Origin of the sequence: Streptomyces sp. NA02950 (assembly GCF_013364155.1) — a bacterium.
Classification (GTDB): Bacteria; Actinomycetota; Actinomycetes; order Streptomycetales; family Streptomycetaceae; genus Streptomyces.
In genome coordinates, this window is the sequence record NZ_CP054916.1 from 3,413,427 (window position 1) to 3,432,212 (window position 18,786).

General features: G+C 71.0%; 21 protein-coding genes. 5 read left to right on the forward strand and 16 right to left on the reverse strand.

Annotated elements, in window-relative coordinates:
- Positions 1 to 29: 29 nt before the first annotated feature.
- A complete protein-coding gene (locus HUT19_RS14440; protein ID WP_176180880.1) occupies positions 30 to 983 on the reverse strand; it encodes a hydrogen peroxide-inducible genes activator in 954 nt (317 codons plus the stop codon).
- 138 nt (positions 984 to 1,121) lie between these two features.
- Between HUT19_RS14440 and HUT19_RS14445 the strand changes: the two genes are divergently transcribed.
- Positions 1,122 to 1,673, forward strand: coding sequence for a peroxiredoxin (locus HUT19_RS14445; RefSeq protein WP_176180881.1), 552 nt, complete (start codon positions 1,122 to 1,124; stop codon positions 1,671 to 1,673).
- A gap of 11 nt (positions 1,674 to 1,684) precedes the next feature.
- Positions 1,685 to 2,224 (forward strand): alkyl hydroperoxide reductase, encoded by a 540-nt coding sequence (locus HUT19_RS14450; RefSeq protein ID WP_176180882.1) that lies wholly within the window; start codon positions 1,685 to 1,687, stop codon positions 2,222 to 2,224.
- A gap of 89 nt (positions 2,225 to 2,313) precedes the next feature.
- Here HUT19_RS14450 and HUT19_RS14455 read toward each other — a convergent pair whose 3' ends face one another.
- The 4 genes from HUT19_RS14455 to HUT19_RS14470 all read right to left on the reverse strand — a co-directional run bounded on the left by HUT19_RS14455 (position 2,314) and on the right by HUT19_RS14470 (position 7,590).
- Positions 2,314 to 3,792: an AI-2E family transporter gene (locus tag HUT19_RS14455; RefSeq protein WP_176180883.1), complete on the reverse strand. Its 1,479-nt coding sequence runs from the start codon at positions 3,790 to 3,792 to the stop codon at positions 2,314 to 2,316.
- Positions 3,793 to 3,928: 136 nt separating this feature from the next.
- The gene (locus HUT19_RS14460; RefSeq protein ID WP_176180884.1) at positions 3,929 to 4,642 is read right to left on the reverse strand and encodes a transglycosylase SLT domain-containing protein; all 714 of its coding nucleotides are present in this window, start codon (positions 4,640 to 4,642) and stop codon (positions 3,929 to 3,931) included.
- A 440-nt stretch (positions 4,643 to 5,082) separates the two neighbouring features.
- Entirely contained in the window at positions 5,083 to 6,420 is a 1,338-nt protein-coding gene (locus HUT19_RS14465; RefSeq protein ID WP_176180885.1) for a PhoH family protein, read from the reverse strand.
- A gap of 408 nt (positions 6,421 to 6,828) precedes the next feature.
- Positions 6,829 to 7,590, reverse strand: coding sequence for an isoprenyl transferase (locus tag HUT19_RS14470; RefSeq protein ID WP_176186870.1), 762 nt, complete (start codon positions 7,588 to 7,590; stop codon positions 6,829 to 6,831).
- 199 nt (positions 7,591 to 7,789) lie between these two features.
- Between HUT19_RS14470 and mgrA the strand changes: the two genes are divergently transcribed.
- Positions 7,790 to 8,836, forward strand: coding sequence for an L-glyceraldehyde 3-phosphate reductase (gene mgrA, locus HUT19_RS14475; RefSeq protein WP_176180886.1), 1,047 nt, complete (start codon positions 7,790 to 7,792; stop codon positions 8,834 to 8,836).
- 188 nt (positions 8,837 to 9,024) lie between these two features.
- On the opposite strand, the gene HUT19_RS14480 is transcribed toward mgrA, so the two are convergent.
- Positions 9,025 to 9,771: an A24 family peptidase gene (locus HUT19_RS14480; RefSeq protein WP_176180887.1), complete on the reverse strand. Its 747-nt coding sequence runs from the start codon at positions 9,769 to 9,771 to the stop codon at positions 9,025 to 9,027.
- A gap of 65 nt (positions 9,772 to 9,836) precedes the next feature.
- Between HUT19_RS14480 and HUT19_RS14485 the strand changes: the two genes are divergently transcribed.
- Both HUT19_RS14485 and HUT19_RS14490 read left to right on the forward strand, forming a co-directional pair.
- Positions 9,837 to 10,244, forward strand: coding sequence for a DUF192 domain-containing protein (locus HUT19_RS14485; RefSeq protein ID WP_176180888.1), 408 nt, complete (start codon positions 9,837 to 9,839; stop codon positions 10,242 to 10,244).
- Between the two features lie 82 nt (positions 10,245 to 10,326).
- Positions 10,327 to 10,737 carry a cold-shock protein gene (locus HUT19_RS14490; protein WP_176180889.1) on the forward strand — a complete coding sequence of 137 codons (411 nt, stop codon included), beginning with the start codon at positions 10,327 to 10,329 and terminating at the stop codon, positions 10,735 to 10,737.
- A gap of 124 nt (positions 10,738 to 10,861) precedes the next feature.
- On the opposite strand, the gene HUT19_RS14495 is transcribed toward HUT19_RS14490, so the two are convergent.
- The 10 genes from HUT19_RS14495 to HUT19_RS14540 form a co-directional block, all read right to left on the reverse strand.
- A complete protein-coding gene (locus HUT19_RS14495; protein ID WP_176180890.1) occupies positions 10,862 to 11,359 on the reverse strand; it encodes a universal stress protein in 498 nt (165 codons plus the stop codon).
- Between the two features lie 7 nt (positions 11,360 to 11,366).
- Positions 11,367 to 12,629, reverse strand: a complete 1,263-nt coding sequence (locus tag HUT19_RS14500; RefSeq protein WP_176186872.1) for an SLC13 family permease — start codon at positions 12,627 to 12,629, stop codon at positions 11,367 to 11,369.
- Positions 12,630 to 12,762: 133 nt separating this feature from the next.
- Positions 12,763 to 13,395 carry an OmpA family protein gene (locus HUT19_RS14505; RefSeq protein WP_254885570.1) on the reverse strand — a complete coding sequence of 211 codons (633 nt, stop codon included), beginning with the start codon at positions 13,393 to 13,395 and terminating at the stop codon, positions 12,763 to 12,765.
- An 8-nt stretch (positions 13,396 to 13,403) separates the two neighbouring features.
- Positions 13,404 to 13,994 (reverse strand): hypothetical protein, encoded by a 591-nt coding sequence (locus HUT19_RS14510; protein ID WP_176180892.1) that lies wholly within the window; start codon positions 13,992 to 13,994, stop codon positions 13,404 to 13,406.
- Positions 13,995 to 14,034: 40 nt separating this feature from the next.
- Entirely contained in the window at positions 14,035 to 14,721 is a 687-nt protein-coding gene (locus HUT19_RS14515; protein ID WP_176180893.1) for a pilus assembly protein TadG-related protein, read from the reverse strand.
- 8 nt (positions 14,722 to 14,729) lie between these two features.
- The gene (locus HUT19_RS14520; protein ID WP_176180894.1) at positions 14,730 to 14,894 is read right to left on the reverse strand and encodes a hypothetical protein; all 165 of its coding nucleotides are present in this window, start codon (positions 14,892 to 14,894) and stop codon (positions 14,730 to 14,732) included.
- A 273-nt stretch (positions 14,895 to 15,167) separates the two neighbouring features.
- Positions 15,168 to 16,061, reverse strand: a complete 894-nt coding sequence (locus HUT19_RS14525) for a DUF5936 domain-containing protein (RefSeq protein WP_176180895.1) — start codon at positions 16,059 to 16,061, stop codon at positions 15,168 to 15,170.
- Between the two features lie 12 nt (positions 16,062 to 16,073).
- Positions 16,074 to 17,012 (reverse strand): type II secretion system F family protein, encoded by a 939-nt coding sequence (locus HUT19_RS14530; protein WP_176180896.1) that lies wholly within the window; start codon positions 17,010 to 17,012, stop codon positions 16,074 to 16,076.
- 6 nt (positions 17,013 to 17,018) lie between these two features.
- Complete coding sequence (locus tag HUT19_RS14535) at positions 17,019 to 18,398, reverse strand: CpaF family protein (RefSeq protein WP_176180897.1); 1,380 nt, start codon at positions 18,396 to 18,398, stop codon at positions 17,019 to 17,021.
- The gene (locus tag HUT19_RS14540) at positions 18,395 to 18,766 is read right to left on the reverse strand and encodes a TadE/TadG family type IV pilus assembly protein (protein ID WP_254886166.1); all 372 of its coding nucleotides are present in this window, start codon (positions 18,764 to 18,766) and stop codon (positions 18,395 to 18,397) included. Before HUT19_RS14540 ends, HUT19_RS14535 begins: the two co-directional genes overlap by 4 nt.
- Positions 18,767 to 18,786: the final 20 nt, after the last annotated feature.

Below are 18,786 nucleotides of genomic sequence, written 5' to 3' on the forward strand. Positions count from 1 at the left end.
CGGGGAGCCGCACGGGGGGCCGGTGCGCGTCACGAGGTGATACGCACCGGCAGCGGGCGCAGGGCGTCGCGCAGCGCGGAGGCGAACGTTTCGAACTCCTCCGCACGCGCGGCGCCCGCGCGCATGGCCAGCGCGATCCGCCGGGCGGGCACCGGGTCGGCGAAGTAGCCGGTGGCCAGGTGGTCACCGCGGCCGGTCTCCACCCGCAGCGCGGTGCGCGGCAACAGGGTCACCCCGAGGCCGCCCGCGACCAGCTGCACCAGCGTGGCGAGCCCGGCGGCGCTGGTGGTCACCGGGGCTCCCTCGGTCCGGCCCGCCTCCCGGCAGATGTCCAGCGCCTGGTCGCGCAGACAGTGGCCCTCGTCCAGCAGCAGCAGATCCAGCTCCTTGAGCGCCTCGCGCGGGATGTCGCTGCGTCCGCCCAGCCAGTGGTCCTGCGGCATGACCAGGACGAAGTCCTCGTCGAAGAGCGGCAGCTCGACCACGCCGGGGGCACCGAGCGGCACCGCGAGCAGCAGCAGATCGAGCCGCCCGTGGGCCAGCCCGTCCAGCAGCGAGGCGGTCTGCTCCTCGTACACCTGGAGATCGAGGCTGGGGTAGTTCTGGTGCACCAGCCGCAGCACGGTCGGCAGCAGATACGGCGCCACGGTCGGGATCACCCCGAGCCGCAGCACCCCCGTGAACGGCGCCCGGACCGCCTCCGCCTCCTCCAGCAGCTCACCGACCGCCTCCAGGACGGTACGGGCCCGGGCCGCCAGCCGCTCCCCCGCCGGGCTGAGCAGCACCTTCCGCGTCGTACGCTCCAGCAGCTGCACTCCGAGCGTCTCCTCCAGGGCGGCGACGGCGCCCGAGAGCGCGGGCTGGCTCATCCCGATGGCGGCCGCGGCGTCCCGGAAGTGCAGCTGCTCCGCAACCGCCGCGAAGGCTCTGAGCTGGGACAGGCTGGGCTGCCGGGGCTTGCCCGGGGTGGCTGGTACGGCCACTGATAACCACCTCCAATCAACATCACCGAGTCTAGCTATTTCACTGATCAATGCCAGCTGTGCCAGGGTGTAAGCCGTCCAACCCCATGGAATCCCAGATCAAAAGGGGTTCCTACCCGAAAGCTGCAAGGAGAGCGCGTGCTCACTGTCGGTGACAAGTTCCCCGAGTACGACCTGACCGCCTGTGTCTCGCTGGAGAGCGGCAACGAGTTCGAGCAGATCAACCACAAGACCTACGAGGGCAAGTGGAAGATCGTCTTCGCGTGGCCCAAGGACTTCACCTTTGTGTGCCCGACCGAGATCGCGGCGTTCGGCAAGCTGAACGACGAGTTCGCCGACCGTGACGCGCAGATCCTCGGCTTCTCCGGCGACTCCGAGTTCGTCCACCACGCCTGGCGCAAGGACCACGCCGACCTGCGTGACCTGCCCTTCCCGATGCTGGCCGACTCCAAGCACGAGCTGATGCGCGACCTCGGCATCGAGGGCGAGGACGGCTTCGCGCAGCGCGCCGTCTTTATCGTGGACCCGAACAACGAGATCCAGTTCACCATGGTGACGGCCGGTTCCGTGGGCCGTAACCCCAAGGAGGTCCTGCGGGTGCTGGACGCCCTGCAGACCGACGAGCTGTGCCCGTGCAACTGGAGCAAGGGCGAGGACACCCTCGACCCGGTCAAGCTCCTGTCCGAGTGAAGTGAGCTGATATGGCACTCGACGAGCTGAAGTCCGCCCTGCCGGACTACGCCAAGGACCTGAAGCTGAACCTCGGTTCGGTGATCGGCAACTCCGACCTGCCGCAGCAGCAGCTGTGGGGCACCGTGCTCGCCTGCGCGATCGCCTCGCGTTCGCCGCGCGTGCTGTCGGAGCTGGAGCCGGAGGCCAAGGCCAACCTGTCGCCGGAGGCGTACACGGCCGCCAAGTCGGCCGCCGCCGTCATGGCGATGAACAACGTCTACTACCGGACCCGGCACCTGCTGTCCGACCCGGAGTACAACAACCTGCGCGCGGGTCTGCGGATGAACGTCATCGGCAACCCGGGTGTGGAGAAGGTCGACTTCGAGCTGTGGTCGCTGGCCGTGTCGGCGATCAACGGCTGCGGAATGTGCCTGGACTCGCATGAGCAGGTGCTCCGCAAGGCGGGCCAGGACCGCGAGACGATCCAGGAAGCCTTCAAGATCGCTGCTGTGCTCCAGGCCGTCGGCGCCACGCTGGACGCCGAGGCCACCCTCGCCGCCAACGGCTGAGCCGAGCGGCACCGGTAGCACGCACCACGAGGGGCGCCCACCGCCACGGCGGTGGGCGCCCCTCGTCCGTCTTCCCTCACGGGAGGAGCTCAGCGGCGCTCGTCTCCGTTCCCCTCGCCCTCGGGGGCCTCCCCGGGCGGAGCGGCCGAGGGCGGCGCGGTGGGCGCCACCCCGACGGCGGTCGCGCCGTGCGGGCCGGGGACCGCCCGCAGGGCGTTCTCCTTGTTGTACGCACGCAGATAGCCGACGGCCGTATTGGCCACCGCCACCAGCGGAACGGCGACCACCGCGCCGCCGATCCCGCCGATCAGCGAGCCGCCCGCGACCGAGAGCACCACGGCCAGCGGATGGACCCGCACCGCCCGGCCGAGGATGAACGGCTGGAGGACATGGCCCTCGATCTGCTGGACGGCCAGCACCACCAGCAGCACCATCGCCCCGGTGAACACGCCCTGGGTGACCAGTGCGACAACCACCGCCAGCGCGCCGGAGACCACCGCACCGACCAGCGGGATGAAGGCGAAGAGGAAGATGAAGACGGCCAGCGGTACCGCCATCGGCACATCGAGGAAGAACAGTCCGACCCCGATGAAGATCGCGTCGATCAGAGCCACCAGCACCGTGCCGCGCACATAGGCGGTCAGGGTGGCCCAGGCCCGCGGGCCCGCACCCGCCACGCCCTCGCGGGCGGCGGCCGGGACCAGCTTGAGCGTCCAGTTCCAGATCTTCGGTCCGTCGTAGAGCAGGAACAGCGTGCTGAACATCGTCAGCAGAACGCCGGTCAGCACCTCGACAACAACCGTGACGCCCTCAAGACCGGCCGAGGTGATCTCCTCGGTGTTGGCGCCGACCGCCTCGCGCAGTGACTTGGCGATGTGGTTGATCTGGGCCTCGGTCACATGGAACGGGCTGTGCAGCAGCCAGCGGCGCAGATCGTCGATACCGTCCTGGACCTTGCTGGAGACCTCGTCGATGTTCTCCATCACCTGCCAGACGACAAACCAGACCACCAGCCCCATGACCACGAAGCCGCCGATGAAGGTGATCGCCGTCGCCAGGCCCCGGGGTACGCCGCGGTTGCGGAACCGGGTGACGGTCGGTTCCAGCAGCGCGGTGATGAGCAGGGCCACCGTGAAGGACAGCACCACCAGCTCGATGGAGCTGATGACGCGCATCAGCACCCAGACCGTTCCGGCGAGCACCAACAGCCGCCATCCGGCCTCGGCGGCGACCCGCACGCCCCAGGGCACGGTGGCCACCGGATCGGGTCTGGCGGTGACGGCGGGCGCGTAGGCGGGCGGCGCGGGAACGCTGGCGGGCTGCTCCGGACGGGCGGTTCCGCCCTCCCCGGTACCCTCCGCCGCACCGGAGTCGGGCGCCCCGGATGACGACGACGCGGCGCCGTCGGCGGACGCGCCGGAGCCACCCGGGCCGTCGGCCCCGGATCCCGAGGCGCTCGCGGCGCCTTCACCGGCTCCGGAGGCGGCGGCCTGCTGGGTCTCGAGCCGGGTGGCGAGCCGGGTCAGACCGGCTCCCAGCCTGCCCACCCATTGCGGCAATCTGGACATTTCTCTTTCCCTACCCCCAGTTCCCCCTCAGCCGTCGGGAAGACGTTACCGGCTGAGGACAGCCGAAACCCCCGACCGGGTGCGGCCGGGGGTTTCGGGAAGCTCGATCCGGTGTCGGCCGTGCGGCCGGCTCCGATCAGTACCAGCTGTTGGCCTGCCAGAACGACCAGGCGCCGCACGGGCTGCCGTAGCGGTCGTTCATGTAGTTCAGGCCCCACTTGATCTGCGTGGCCGGGTTGGTGCGCCAGTCGGCACCGGCCGAGGCCATCTTGGAACCCGGCAGCGCCTGGACCAGACCGTAGGCACCCGAAGAGGCGTTGGTGGCCTTGTAGTTCCACCCGCTCTCGTGGTCCACGATGTTGCTGAAGCACTGGAACTGGTCGCTCGCCATCATCTGGCGCGCGATGGCCTGGGTCTCGGCGATGGTGTACGAGGCCTTCTGCGGGATGTCGACGGCCTCACGCTTGGCGGAACGGCTCGCGACCTCCTGCTTCTTCTCCTCGCGCTCCTTGGCCAGCTTCTCGGCGGCCGCCTTGTCCGCGGCGGCCTTCTTGGCCTTCGCGTCCTTGGCCGCCTGCTTGCGGGCAGATTCCTCGGCGGACTTCTTCGCCTCCGCGTCGGCGGCGGTGGACTGCACATCCGCCTGCTGCGCCAGAGAAGCGCCCTGCGCCACGGCCTGCTGCCCGGCGGGTATGTCCGCGAGGAGCGTCGAGTCGGCGGCGGTCGCCTCGATCGGGTCGGACGAGCCCTGCTGCTGCTCGCTACCCGCGGCGACACCGACGACGGCGCCCACAGTGGTGACCGCGGTGGCCGAGGCCACTGCGAATCCCCGGACCGAAATCCGGCTCACTCGGTTTCCTTCCAGCATCGCCCGGTTAGGTGACCTCGCGGGCGCAATCGTGCCCCTGGCGCTGTCCTCCCCTTGTTCCGTCCCCGGTTGCGCTCGGTGGGTTCGGCTGGTCACGGGAGGCACGGGCCCGGTGGGTCCCCCCGACAGAGGGCCCCGAGGTGCTCGGGCGGCATACGACGAACGCTCTTCAATTCTGGTGCTGCTGTGGTTCGGTACCGCTGGGGGTACTGGTGTGCCGTATGCGGGGCCTGACAGGACCCACACACTGCCGGAAGCGTGGGCCCGGAGGCAATTCCCCGCTGGGTGTGAAAGCTCACACCTCGTTTACGCCCAGGGATTTCTGGAAATCCCAGCGCAGCAAGACGCCGCGCGGCTAGGCTCCTTGGCCCATGTGCGCGGCGTCCCGTCGCCCATGCCGGTCCCAACCGGCCGCTATCGACTCAGATGTGGCCGTCCTCCAGCATTTCGGTCACCAGGGCCGCGATCGGCGACCGCTCGGAGCGGGTGAGGGTGACATGCGCGAACAGCGGGTGGCCCTTGAGCTTTTCGACCACCGCCACCACACCGTCGTAGCGCCCGACACGGAGATTGTCCCGTTGTGCCACATCATGGGTGAGAACCACCCGGGAGTTGGCGCCGATGCGGGACAAAACGGTCAGCAGCACGTTCCGTTCGAGCGACTGCGCCTCATCGACGATCACAAAGGCGTCATGGAGCGAACGGCCGCGGATATGGGTGAGCGGCAGCACCTCCAGCATCCCGCGCCCGACGACCTCCTCGATCACCTCGGCGCTGGTCACCGCGGACAGCGTGTCGAAGACCGCCTGAGCCCAGGGGCTCATCTTCTCCGCCTCGCTGCCGGGCAGATAGCCCAACTCCTGCCCGCCCACCGCGTACAGCGGGCGGAAGATCATCACCTTGCGGTGCTGCCGCCGCTCCAGTACCGCTTCCAGACCCGCGCACAGCGCCAGCGCCGACTTGCCCGTACCGGCCCGGCCGCCCATGGAGAGGATGCCGACCTCCTGGTCGAGCAGCAGATCCAGTGCGATGCGCTGTTCGGCGCTGCGCCCGTGGATCCCGAACGCCTCGCGGTCGCCGCGCACCAGCCGGACCTGCCCGTCCGGGGTGACCCGGCCCAGCGCCTTGCCGCGCTCGGACTGGAGGACCAGTCCGGTGTGCACCGGCAGTTCGGCCGCCTCGGGGATGTACGCGGTCTCGGCGGCGAACAGATCGTCCACCTGTTCGGCGGAGACGGCGAGCTCCGCCATCCCCGTCCAGCCCGAGTCGGTGATCGCCAGCTCCGCGCGGTACTCCTCGGCGAGCAGGCCCACCGAGGACGCCTTGATGCGCAGCGGCAGGTCCTTGGAGACGACGGTGACGTCGTACCCCTCGGCCTGGAGGTTTCTGGCGACCGCGAGGATCCGCGAGTCGTTGTCCCCCACTCGGCCGCCGTGGTTCCAGAAGGCGGCCGGCAGGACACCGGGGTCGGAGTGGTTGAGCTCGACACGCAGGGTGCCACCCAGTTCGCCGATCGGGATCGGAGCGTCCAGACGGCCGTACCGGATGCGGTACTCGTCCAGCAGGCGCAGTGCCTGCCGGGCGAAGTACCCCAGCTCCGGATGGTGCCGCTTGGCCTCCAGCTCCGTGACCACGACGACGGGCAGCACAACTTCGTGCTCGTCGAAACGGGCCATGGCATTGGGATCGGCCAGCAGGACGCTGGTGTCGAGGACATAGGTGCGCCGGTCGTGCTCGCGGCGTTTTGTGCTGGTCACCACGGGTGGACGAACCCCCTCGGGAGAGGTCGGGGTGCGACGGCGTCGCGGGAGTGGGGTCTCCCCGCCACAGGCGGGGGACGACGGACCGGGCCCGGCCCTCCACGGAAGGCCGTGCGCCGGCCCTCCGCGTCATACGCACGATCCGCACAGTCGTCCGTGTGCAAAGGGCCTCCCGGGCGGACGGCCCGATGCCGTCCGCTGGCAAATCCGACGATGCCCCGTCCCCACCGTTCGCCGGGACAGGGCGTCGACCTGCAAGGGATATTCCCTCGAACGTGCGGAGCCATGCAACGGCATATGACGGCACGTATATGAACGTTGTGAGACCAGAGCGTCACACGACGGCCGGGGCCGGACGCCGAGCGGCGTCCGGCCCCGGCCGGTGAACTGCGGTGACGGTGAAGGAGACTAGCCGCCGTACCTGCGGTGCCGGGCGGCGTAGTCGCGCAGCGCCCGCAGGAAGTCCACCTTGCGGAAGGCGGGCCAGAAAACCTCGCAGAAGTAGTACTCCGAATGAGCGCTCTGCCAGAGCATGAAGCCGGAGAGCCGCTGTTCGCCGCTGGTGCGGATCACCAGGTCCGGGTCGGGCTGCCCCCGGGTGTACAGGTGTTCGGAGATGAGGTCGATGTCGACGACCTCGGCGAGCTCCTCGAAGGTGGTGCCCCGGCTGGCGTGGTCCAGCAGCAGCGAGCGCACCGCGTCGGCGATCTCCTGCCGACCGCCGTACCCGATGGCGACGTTGACCAGTATTCCGTCGATGTGCTCGGTGGCGTGCTCGGCCTCCTTCAGCACCGTCTGGGTGCGGGAGGGCAGCAGATCGCGATTGCCCACGTGGTGCACCCGCCAGCGGCCGTCGGCCGCCAGGTCGCGCACCGCGTTTTCGATGATGCCCAGCAGCGGTACCAGCTCCGCCTCGGGGCGGTCCAGATTGTCGGTGGAGAGCATCCAGAGCGTGACAACTTCGACGTCCGTCTCGTTGCACCAGCCGAGCAGCTCCTGGATCTTGCTGGCTCCCGCCTTGTGACCCTGCTCGGTGGTGCCACCGGCGGCGCGGGCCCAGCGGCGGTTGCCGTCGAGGATGACGCCGATGTGCTTGGGCACCTGGGCGTGGTCGAGGCGGCCTTCCACCCGGCGTGCGTACAGCCCGTACACCAGGTCGCGCAACTTCACGTCTTCCAGCCCCTCAGTGCCTCGCATGGCTCACCATGGCGGTCCGCCCCAAGGCCGACACACTACTGCGGGGCGGCGGGGCTGGCTAACCGGGGCGCCCGGACGGGGTTGCCCACGGCTCCCTCTCCCGGCCGCCGGGAACCCGGGACGAGCCGTATAGGGTCATCTGTTCCCACCCCCGGACCTGGGACGAAGCCCTGTGAACGACATCCATGCCCCGTATCGCGCCGCCGAGAGCCGCTACGACACCATGCGCTACCGGCGCACCGGCCGCAGCGGTCTGCTGCTGCCCGCCCTCTCGCTCGGTCTGTGGCACAACTTCGGCGACGACACCCCGCGGGAGACCCAGCGCGCCATCCTGCGCCGCGCCTTCGACCTCGGGGTGACCCACTTCGACCTGGCCAACAACTACGGTCCGCCCGCCGGGTCCGCGGAGCGCAACTTCGGAGAGATCTTCGCCCGCGACTTCCGCCCGTACCGGGACGAACTCATCCTCTCCACCAAGGCCGGCTACCGGATGCACCCCGGCCCCTACGGCGAATGGGGCTCGCGCAAGTACCTGCTGTCCTCCCTCGACGCCTCGCTGCGCCGGATGGGCGTCGACTACGTGGACATCTTCTACTCGCACCGCTTCGACGCGGACACCCCGCTCGAGGAGACGATGGGCGCGCTGGCCACCGCCGTCCAGCAGGGCAAGGCGCTGTACGTCGGCATCTCCTCCTACAGCTCCGCCCGCACCCGCGAGGCGGCCCGGATTCTGCGCGAGCTGGGCGTGCCCGCCCTGATCCACCAGCCCTCGTACTCGATGATCAACCGCTGGACGGAGGACGACGGACTGCTGGACACCCTCCAGGACGCGGGCATGGGCTGCATCTGCTTCGCGCCGCTCGCCCAGGGTCTGCTGACCGACAAGTACCTGAACGGCGTCCCCGAGGGGTCGCGCGCGGCCCAGGGCAAGTCGCTGGACCCGGCACTGCTCACCGAGGACACCGTGCGGCGGCTGCGCGGACTGGACGCGATCGCCCGGCGGCGCGGCCAGACGCTGGCGCAGCTCGCCCTCACCTGGGTGCTGCGGGACCCCCGGATGACCTCGGCGCTCAGCGGGGCGTCCAGCGTGCGGCAGGTGGAGTCGAATGTCGCCGCGCTCGACGCGCCCGCCCTCACCACGGAGGAGCTGTCCGAAATCGAATCCCTCGCACAGACCACCGAGGGCGTGAACATCTGGGCGGCCCGCAGCGCGCCGTAACACTCAGTGATCATCTTTGCGGGCTCCGTGGGCCGTATGTACGCCCACGGGGCCCCGCAGGCCCCGAAATAGAGCGGGCCGGTCCGTGGGGGGGAGTACGGACCGGCCCGAGGGGGGGTTTCCACCATAACCCTTCGTGAGGGGTTGTCCATGCATCGGCGAGGGTGACAATCAGCGCGGCGCTGATGTCATCCAGCCCCCAGAGCCCCCAGTACCAACCCGGCGCACGCCCCCAGGATCATGCAGGGGCCGAACGCCATGGCGGTCCCGCGCCGCGCCCGCCGGGTCAGGACCAGGGCCGCGGCGGCGAGCGAACCCAGCAGCAGCCCGGCGAAGGCACCCACCAGGAGCACGTCCCAGCCGTACCAGCCGAGCGCGATCCCCAGCGTCAGCGCCAGCTTGACGTCACCGAACCCCATACCGCTCGGGCTGATCAGGAACAGCACCAGATACGCCCCGCCCAGCACCGCCCCGCCCAGCAGTGCCCGCGGCCACGACCCGGCGCTGTGCGGCAGCAGCGCCGCCGCGCCGAGCAGCGCCGCGGCCCCGGCCGCCATCGGCAGGGTGAGGACGTCCGGCAGCCGGTGCACCGCCAGATCCACCCCGGCCAGCAGTACCCCCAGCGGGGCGAGCAACAGCCACACCGCCAGCTCCGGACGGGTGCCGACCGCCGCCGCGAGCCCCGCGCACACCAGCGCGGTGAGAACCACCGCGGCCGCCGCCCCACGCCCTCCGTCCCAGGCACCGCCCCCGCAGCCCGGGCAGCGGGCGGGGCCGAGCCAGCCGCGGGCCGGGCCGGTGAGCACATGCCCGCGCGGGCAGTCCGTGCGCCAGGGCTCGTCGGGTTCGACGGCCAGCCGGTAGAGGGGACGGGGCACCAGCGCCCCGGCGGCCGCGCCGTACGCGGCGGCGAAGGCGGTCAACAGCGGATGCACGGCCCGAGCCTACGGAAGCGCCCCTCGGGTGGAACACTGCGCGGAGGGGCGGAAAGGGGCGCGGAATGGGGCACGGACCGCACGGGGCGGACGGACCGCGGGACGGCACCGGGACCCTGCGGGTGTCCGGGGGCGCCGATGGTGTCCCGCTGCTGATCGCCGCCTCCTGGCGGGCCCGTTCCCGCGGACTGCTCGGCCGGGACGGGCTGACCGGCGCGATCCTGCTCACCCCCGCCAGCGGGGTGCACACCTTCCGGATGCGGTTCGCCATCGACGTCGCCTATCTCGACCGGCGGCTGACCGTGCTGGCCGTGCACACCCTGCGGCCCGGCCGGCTCGGGCGGCCCCGGCTGCGCGCCCGCCACGTTCTGGAGGCCGAGGCGGGGGCGATGGAGCGCTGGGGGCTGCGGCCGGGGGCGCGGGTGGCGGTCCTGTCCGGGCCTTCTCCGGCCCACCCGCCTTCGCTAGGCTGAGCCCCAGGTGTCATGGTGGGGACACATCCCTCGATCATGGTCGAGGACAACGAGGCAGAGGTACAGGGGTAGGGGTAGCACGTTGACAACAACGGGCAAGATTCTGCGGTTCGACGAGTTTCGCGGCTACGGCTTCATCGCACCGGACGACGGTGGCGAGGACGTCTTCATGCACGCCAACGACCTCTTGGACGAGAAGCACCTGTTCCAGCCCGGATCCAAGGTGCAGTTCGTCCCGGAGTACGGGGACAAGGGCCCCAAGGCGTCCGAGGTCCGCATCGTCGAGCGCGCGGCCGGTCCGTCGGTGATACGGACGGCGGGCCCGGACGCGGGTGACGACACGATGTGCGACGTGCTGTCGGTCGCCGAGTTCCGCAGTGAACTGACCGAGGCCCTGGTCGAGGTGGGCGGCAGTCTGACCGCCGACCAGATCAAGCAGGTCCGCCGGAGGATCGTCGAGCTGGCCCAGGCCCACAACTGGATCGAGTCCTGATCGGGTCCTGACGGTCCGGTCCCGGCGTCCAGCCGCCACCGCCGCCCGGGTCCGCCCGGCGCGGCGGTTTTCATCCCTCCGGGCGGAGGTCCGTACGGACTCCGTACGGACGCACGGACGCACCTCAGCCCGGGGGCGGCGGCAGGGAGTCCAGACCGGGTGCCGGAACGGGCCACACCAGCAGCACGGCGCACGGTGCGTGGTCCACCACGAAGCGGGTGGCGTGCCCCAGACTGTGCGGCCCCAGCCGGTCACGGTCCCCGTCCCGGGCGCAGATCAGCAGGTCGACGCCGTCGGCAGCGCGCACCACCTCGTGCTCGACCCGGCCGTGGCGGTGCAGCCGGACGGCGGGGTGGCCCAGCCGTGCGGCGGCGGCCTCCAGCAGCTCGGCCGCCGCGGTCCGGCCCAGCTCCTCCATCCGGTCCCCGGGGTCCCGCTCGGGGTGGCCACGGCCGAGCAGTCCGGCGAAGGCCGCGTGGGCGGCGTCCGCGACCTGGTCGTCGGTGACGTACAGCAGCCGGACCTCGGCTTCCCCGGCCCCGCCGCCGGAGGACAGCTGGGCACGGGCGGCGTCCACCGTGGACCGCCAGGTGCCCTCGGTGATCCAGATCAGCACGATCACGGTTCGCTCAGCCTCCGGTGGTCGACAGCACGGCCCACAGGGCCACGGTCGCCGCCACCACGGTGGCGGGCACGGTGAGCAGCCCGAGACGGGTGAACTCGCCCAGGCCCGAGTCGGCGTCCGCGTCGTGGTGGCGGACGATACGCCGCCACAGCAGGGTGGCCAAGGAACCGACATAGGTGAGGTTGGGCCCCAGGTTCACCCCGATCAGCACGGCGAGCACCGGCCCCGGCCCGCTCTCGGCGGCGATCGGCAGCAGCGCCAGCACCGCGGGCAGATTGTTGATCAGATTGGCCAGCACCGCCGCCACCCCGGCGACGGCGAGCAACGCGGCCAGCCCCGTACCGCCGGGCAGCAACCGGGCCAGCCACTCCTCGAGACCGCCCGCCAGCACGGCCTGGACCACCACCCCCAGCGCCAGCACGAACAGGCAGAACAGCGGTCCCGCCGCGCCGATCACCCCCCGCACCGTGGCCGTACGCCGCCGCAGCGCCCGTACACCCAGCACGAGCGCACCCGCCCAGGCCGCCCACGCCGGATCGAGGCCGACGAGGGACGTCCCCACGAACCCGGCCAGCGTCAGCAGCAGCACGGCCAGGGCGAACCGCGGCACCCGCGGCCATCGGTCCGGCGGCGGCAGGGAGGTCCCGGCGGCCAGATCGGCGGCGAAGAAGCGGCGGAAGACGAGGTATTCGATGCCGATGGCCAGCAGCCAGGCGGGGGCCATCAGCACCGCGAACCGGGTGAAGGACAGCCCGCTGGCCTCCAGGGCCAGCAGATTGGTGAGGTTGGAGACCGGCAGCAGCAGGGACGCGGAGTTGGCCAGATGGGTGCAGGCGTACACATGCGGCCGGGACCGGGCACCGAGCCGGGTCGCGGTCGCAAACACCACCGGGGTCAGCAGCACCACGGTGGCGTCCAGGCTCAGCACCGCGGTGACCACGGCCGCGACCGCGAACACCCCGCCCAGCAGCCGGTCGGTGCGCCCCGCGCAGGCCCGGGCCACCGCCTGGCCCGCCGCGTCGAACAGCCCGTCGTCCGCGCACATCTGGGCCAGCAGCAGCACCGCGGCCAGAAAACCGACCACGGGCAGCAGACTGCGGGTCTCCGCCCACGCCTGCGACGGCGAGACCGCCCCGACGGCCACCACCAGGGCGGCGGCGGGCACGGCGGCCACGGCCTCGGGCCACCCCCGTGGCCGTACCACGGCGAACGCCAGCACGCCCAGCAGCAGGACGGCGGCGAGGCATGCGGTGACGACGGTGCTCAGGGCGGACTCCCCGCAAGGCTCCTGGCGGACTGCGCACGGGCGGCGGCGGACCCCCGGGGGCGGTGATGGACGCACCCATCATGCGGTACGGCCGGGGCCCGCCGCCGGGGCGGGTCGATGGCCCGGCCGCCGGTCAGCCCGTACGGGGGAAGCTGACCTCGACCCGGCGGTTCTTCCGGCGGCCCTCCTCGGAGGAGTTGTCCGCGATCGGGTACTGCTCGCCGTAGCCGCGGATCTCGTAGTTGACGGAGGCGTCGAGGTTCTCGGAGAGCTTGCGCTGCACCGCGTTGGCCCGCTTCTTCGACAGCTGGTCGCCATGGGCCGAGGAGCCGAGGTTGTCGGTGAAGCCGAAGACCCGGACGGTCTTCGCCTTCTGCTTCTCGATCTCCCCGGCGATCTCCCTGATCCTGGCGGTGGCCGCGCCGCCCAGCTTGGCGCTGTCCTTGCCGAAGAGCACCTCGGCCTGGAGGGCGAACTTCACCTTGGCGTTGGTGTCCTCGCGCCGCTCGTCGCCGTCGTCCGTCTCCACCACCGACTTGATGTCCAGCACCCGGCCGGGCGCCAGCTTGGCCCCCTCGGGCATCCGCAGATCGGAGTCCTTGGCGTCGATCCTGACCGGTGGTGTGGTGTCCGCGGGCGCGCCGGGGCCGGAGTCGGCACGGGCCGCGGGGACCGGGGCGGCGGTGACCCACAGCGCGGTACAGGTCAGTACGGCGAGGACGGGGCCGCAACGCGCGACGGCGTGCCGGGACGGACGGTGCGTCATGGCGGGGCTCATCCCGAGAGCTCGATGCTGACGGACGGCATCGTGGGGATCTGGAAGTCGACTTCCTTGACGTCCTTGGGCGGGGCGGGGAACTGCGCGAACACCGGGCGGCTCTCGTTGGGCTTGATACCGGAGAGTCCGGTGGTGCACAGACACTGGCCATCGGTGTCCCGGAGCACCAGGTAGCGCTTCTTGCCCGCCTGGTCCACGAGGGAGGCACCGGAGAGGGACGAGCGGGACTTGGCCAGCTCCGCTTCGGTGGAGCGCCAGTCGACGGGGGTGAACAGCATGTTCCCGTGGTTGGTCACCGTCCCGCTCACCGTGACGAAGCCGCCGCCGTCCCGCACCGCGGAGTGCAGGGTGATGACGATGTCCTTCGGGCCCTTCATCTCGCCGATGGACTTCGACGAGTCCGCCGCGGGCTCCTGGTCACGCTCGTCGTCCTTGGCCGCGGTGGACTTCGGGGAGGAGCCGTCGTCCGGCTTCTTCCCGTCGCCGTCGTCGCCGCTTCCGCATCCGGCCACGGCGAGGGCCAAGCCCGCGGCGAGCGCCGCCGCGGCAGCCCCCCTCCGGGCCTTCGTCGTGTGCCGCATGCTCATCGCTCGCTGTCCTTCACTCGGCTACTCGTGGTTTCACTCGTCAATCGGCAAGGTGCACGGAGAACAGGTCTTTGGCGTCGGGGAAGAGATCGGGGTGGGCCGGGTCGATCGTCAGGTCCTCACCGTCGCAGCGGAGGTCGACGGCGGGCTTGTTGTCCTCGCCGCCCTCGTCGTCACCCGTGCCGCCGTCGTCGTTCCCGCCCTCGTCGTCGGCGGGCGGCTCGGTCGTGGGAGCGGGCGTGGGGCTGGGAGTCGGCGACACGGCGCAGCGCGGGGTGACCACCGCCTTGGCCCTGGCCTTGGCGTGCTGGCTCTCGGTACCGGGGATGACGGTATCGCCCACCGGCTCGCGCGTCCTGACCGTGACCGTGAAGGAGGTGGGCAGATAGCCCGGGGTACAGCCGGTGACCTCCGCGTCGTTCTTCCCCGCGAACCACCCGGCCTGCTCACATGCGTCCCCGACGCCGAGCCCCCGGCCGTTCAGCAGATCGTCCCAGGCACTGCCGTCCGTGATCGCCTTCAGAAAAGCCTTGCGCAGCTGGTCGCGGTAGTCCTGGCCCGCGGCGAGCGCCGCCGCGTCGGCGGCGGTCTGTCCGCCGTTGCGGGTCGCACCGGCCTGGCCGACCGCGAAGAGGGCGAGCGCCAGGAAGAGCAGGCCCGCCACCGCGGTGATGTAGATGGGAAAAGCCTGCCCCGCGTCACTTCCGAGGTCTCTGCGGGCTGTCACGGGGCGGGTCAGATGCCGACGACCTGAGCGATCTTGTCGGAGATCGCATTCGCGATCATGCTGCCGAAGTCCGTGGTCGACAGGACCAGGACGATGGCCACCACCACGGCGATGATTCCCAGGTATTCGATCGAGGTCTGCCCCCGGTCGTTCCCCACAACGCGCTTCCCCATCGTGTTCCCCTCCATGGGTTGCCGTCCCACTCTGGTCCGGCGACTCAACCCCCGTGGCGTCGCTGGCGACAGGAGCAAAGTACGCCGAAACACCGCCTTGGGAACAGTGCCTCACGCTCCGTTGCCTTCCCGATGCCCCGCGTTCGATTCGCGCCCGCACGCCACTGCCGCCACGGCTCATTTGCCTCACCCCCTCCCGGCCCCGGGAGCCGTCACCCGACGACTGTCCCACACCCAATTGCAACCGCGAAGGGCAATGGTTGAATTGCGAGGTCAGTCCCCGGTGACCGAGCCGAAATCCGTGCCGGAGCCGATGAAGAACCCGGCCACGAGCAGCACCATCGTCCCCGGCACCATGAAGGTGGTGATGACCACGGTGGCCTTCGGCACCGCGCGGGCCGCGCGCCGACGGGCGTTCTGGGCGTCCGTACGGCGCATGTCGTTCGCGATGGCGATCAGTGTCTCGACGATCGGAGCGCCCAGTTCCTCCCCCTGCTGAAGCGCCGTGACGAATTGCGCGACCTGCTCGGAGTCATTGCGTTTGCGCAGTTCCTCGAAGGCCTGGCGGCGGCTGACCCCCATATCCATTTGCCGAAGTGTGATGCGGAGTTCATCCGCCCAGGGGCCCTCGTACTTCTCCGCGACCCGGTCCAGCGCCTGACGGAAGCTCAGCCCCGCGCTCACCACGACCGCCAGGACGTCCAGGAAGTCCGGCAGCGTGCGCTCGATCGCGTCCCTGCGCTCGCGTACCGCCGCCCAGATGCCGACCTCGATCCAGAACAGGCCGAACGCCACCAGCAGCAGCGCCAGCAGGATCTGTCCCTTCATCAGCATCACCAGCGCGCCGCCGAAGCCGAGCCCGCCGTAGACCGCCCGCCGGGCCGCGTAGCGGTCGACCGTCAGCCCGCCCGGGTTGCCCGCCAGATCGATCCGGCGGCGCACCCGGGCCACCCGCTTGTCGCCCATCAGCCGTAGCACCAGCGGGGCGTAGCGCATCCCCAGCCGGTCGACGGCCGAGCCGACGACGGTGGTGCGCGTCGCGCCGACCTCCAGGGCCACCGCCAGATCGGCGGGCAGTTTGGCCTCGCTGCGGTACAGCGCGACGCCGTAGGCGATGCCCGCCACCGAGAGCCCGGCCGCCAGCGCCAGCAGCAGTGCGATTGCCATGCCTCCCGCCCCTCAGACGTCGATCTTCGACATACGGCGGATGAGGAAGAAGCCGATCCCGTACAGGACGAAGGCCACGACCACCGCGGCCTGGCCCCAGAAGGAGGAGGTCATCCGGTCCAGCGAACCCGCCGAGATCCTGTTCATCAGCAGCAGCGTCCCGATGCCCATGAGCGGGACGACATAGGCGGTGACGGTCACCTGGGAGAGCTGGGTGCGGACCTCGCGCCGTGTCTCCTTCCGCTCCTCCAGCGTCTGGGTGAGATTGCGCAGCGAGGTGACCACGGTCCCGCCCGCCCGGTTGGACAGCACCAGGGTGGTGACCAGCACCACCAGCTCCCGGGACGGCAGCCGCCGCGCCAGCTCCTCCAGCGCGTCGTCGATCGAATGGCCGACGGCCAGCTTGGCGGCGACCTTGGCCAGCTCCTCGCCCGCCGGGGCCTCCATCTCGTCCGCCGCCATCGCCAGCGCGGTGCGCAGGGCCAGCCCGGCCTGGGTGGCGTTGGCCAGGATCCGGGACAGCTCGGGCAGTTGGTTGATGAAGCGCTCGATGCGCTTCTGGCGCTGCCAGTCGAGGAAGGCGAAGGCGGCCCAGACCGCGATCACCGCCGCTATCGGCCCGAAGAACGACGCCAGGAGGGATGCCGCGATCACCCACAGCCCGGCCGCAGCGGCGGCCGTGTAGACCGTGAACTCCCCGGGCGTCAGCTCCAGACCGGTCGCCGCGAGCCGCAGCTCCAGTTTCTGTCCCGCCGAGGTCGTACGCAGCCGCCGGTCGATCCGGGCGAAGCGGCGCGACCGGCCGGGCGCCGCCACCGGGCCGGCGTCCGACAGCCGGTCGATCAGGGCGCGCTGCTGCTCCTTGCCGCGGGCGTAGGCGTGCAGTCCCGCGACCGCCAGCGCGCCGCACATCAGCGTCGCGCCGAGCGCCACCGTCGCCAGACGGTCCATGCCCGGCTACCTCCGTTCCCTCGGGTCGTACGCGGACCGGTCGAACACGGCGCCGCGGGTGGTCAGCTGGGCCGGGAAGGCGGCCACCCCGAACGCGGGCGGCACCGACTCGTTCGCCATCCGCAGCCGCTCGGCGATCCGCTCCGGCAGCGGGAAGTAGCCGAACCGGCCGTGCACCACCCGGTCCGCGGCCATCGGTTCGGCGTCGAACCGGCAGACGGTGGCGATGCGGTACTCCTCGTGGCCGTGGCTGTCGAGCAGCGCGATCTCGCTGATCCGCCGTGATCCGTCGGCGTGCCGGACCAGCTGGACGATACAGTCCACGGCGCTGTTGATCTGGTCGCGCAGCGCCTCGTACGGAATGGCCACGTCCGACATCGAGGCCAGGGTCTGGAGCCGCATCAGCGCGTCCTCGGCGCTGTTGGCGTGGACGGTGGCGAGCGAGCCGTCGTGACCGGTGGACATGGCCTGGAGCATGTCGAGGGTCTCGCCGCCGCGCACCTCGCCGACGATGATCCGGTCGGGGCGCATCCGCAGGGAGTTGCGGACCAGATCGCGGATGGTGATCCGGCCCTTGCCCTCGACGTTCGGCGGCCGGGACTCCAGCCGGATGACATGTGCCTGCTGGAGCTGGAGCTCGGCGGCGTCCTCGACGGTGATGATGCGCTCGCCCTCCGGGATCAGCCCGGAGAGCGCGTTGAGCAGCGTGGTCTTCCCGGAGCCGGTCGGCCCGGAGACCACCACATTGCACTTGGCCCGCACCAGCGCGGACAGCAGGAGCAGCATCTGCTCGTCCAGTGTGCCCATGCCGATCAGCTGGTGCAGGGTGTACGCGCGGGGGAAGCGGCGGATGGTGAGGGTCGCGCCGGTGAGGGAGAGCGGCGGGATGATCACGTTGACCCGCTCCCCGGACGGCAGCCGGGCGTCGACCATCGGATTCGACTCGTCCACCCGGCGGTTGACGGTGGAGACGATCCGCTCGATGGTCTGCATCAGCTGCTCTTCGGAGGCGAACCGGACGGGCACCTGCTCCACTCTGCCCGCGCGCTCGACGAAGATCTGGTCCGGTCCGTTGACCATGATCTCGGTGATGGAGGCGTCCTCCAGGAGCGGTTCGAGCACCCCGAGGCCGAGCGCCTCGTCCACCACCCGCCGGATCAGCTGGGCCCGTTCACTGGTGGACAGCACGGGGCCCTCGCGGCTGATGATGTGCCCGAGCACCCGCTCCAGCCGGGAGCGGCGCTCGGCGGCGGCAAGCGAGGACATCTCCGCGAGGTCGATCTCCTCGAGCAGTTTGGCGCGGTAGACGGAGACGAGATGTCCGTCCTGGCGTCCCTTTTCCTCACCGGGCCGGTCGGGCGCGGTGATACGGGCCCGCAGGCTCATCGGCCCTCTCCCCCGGCCCCGGCTCCGCCGATGTCGTCCGAACCGTCGTCGCAGGGCATCGTGGCGCTCCTCCTGGCACTGCCGAAGTCGAACCCGGGGATCACCGAGGGGATCTCCACGGTGACGGTGGCCCGGGCCTGTCCGCCCCCGCAGCCACCGCTGCTGACGTCCGCCCCGTCGGCCAGCCAGCCGCTCATCGCCGCCTGCCCGGCGGCGGCCGGACTGGTCCGCGGCTCGTCCAGCGAAGCGGTCCGCGCCGCCGCCCGCGCCGCGGTCCCGGTCTGCTGCACGGTGTACGCGGCCAGCCCCAACTGCACGGCGGCCAGCGCGACGATGAGCAGCACCGGAAGAAACCCGAGGAACTCGATCGAGGCGGAACCCTGGTCGC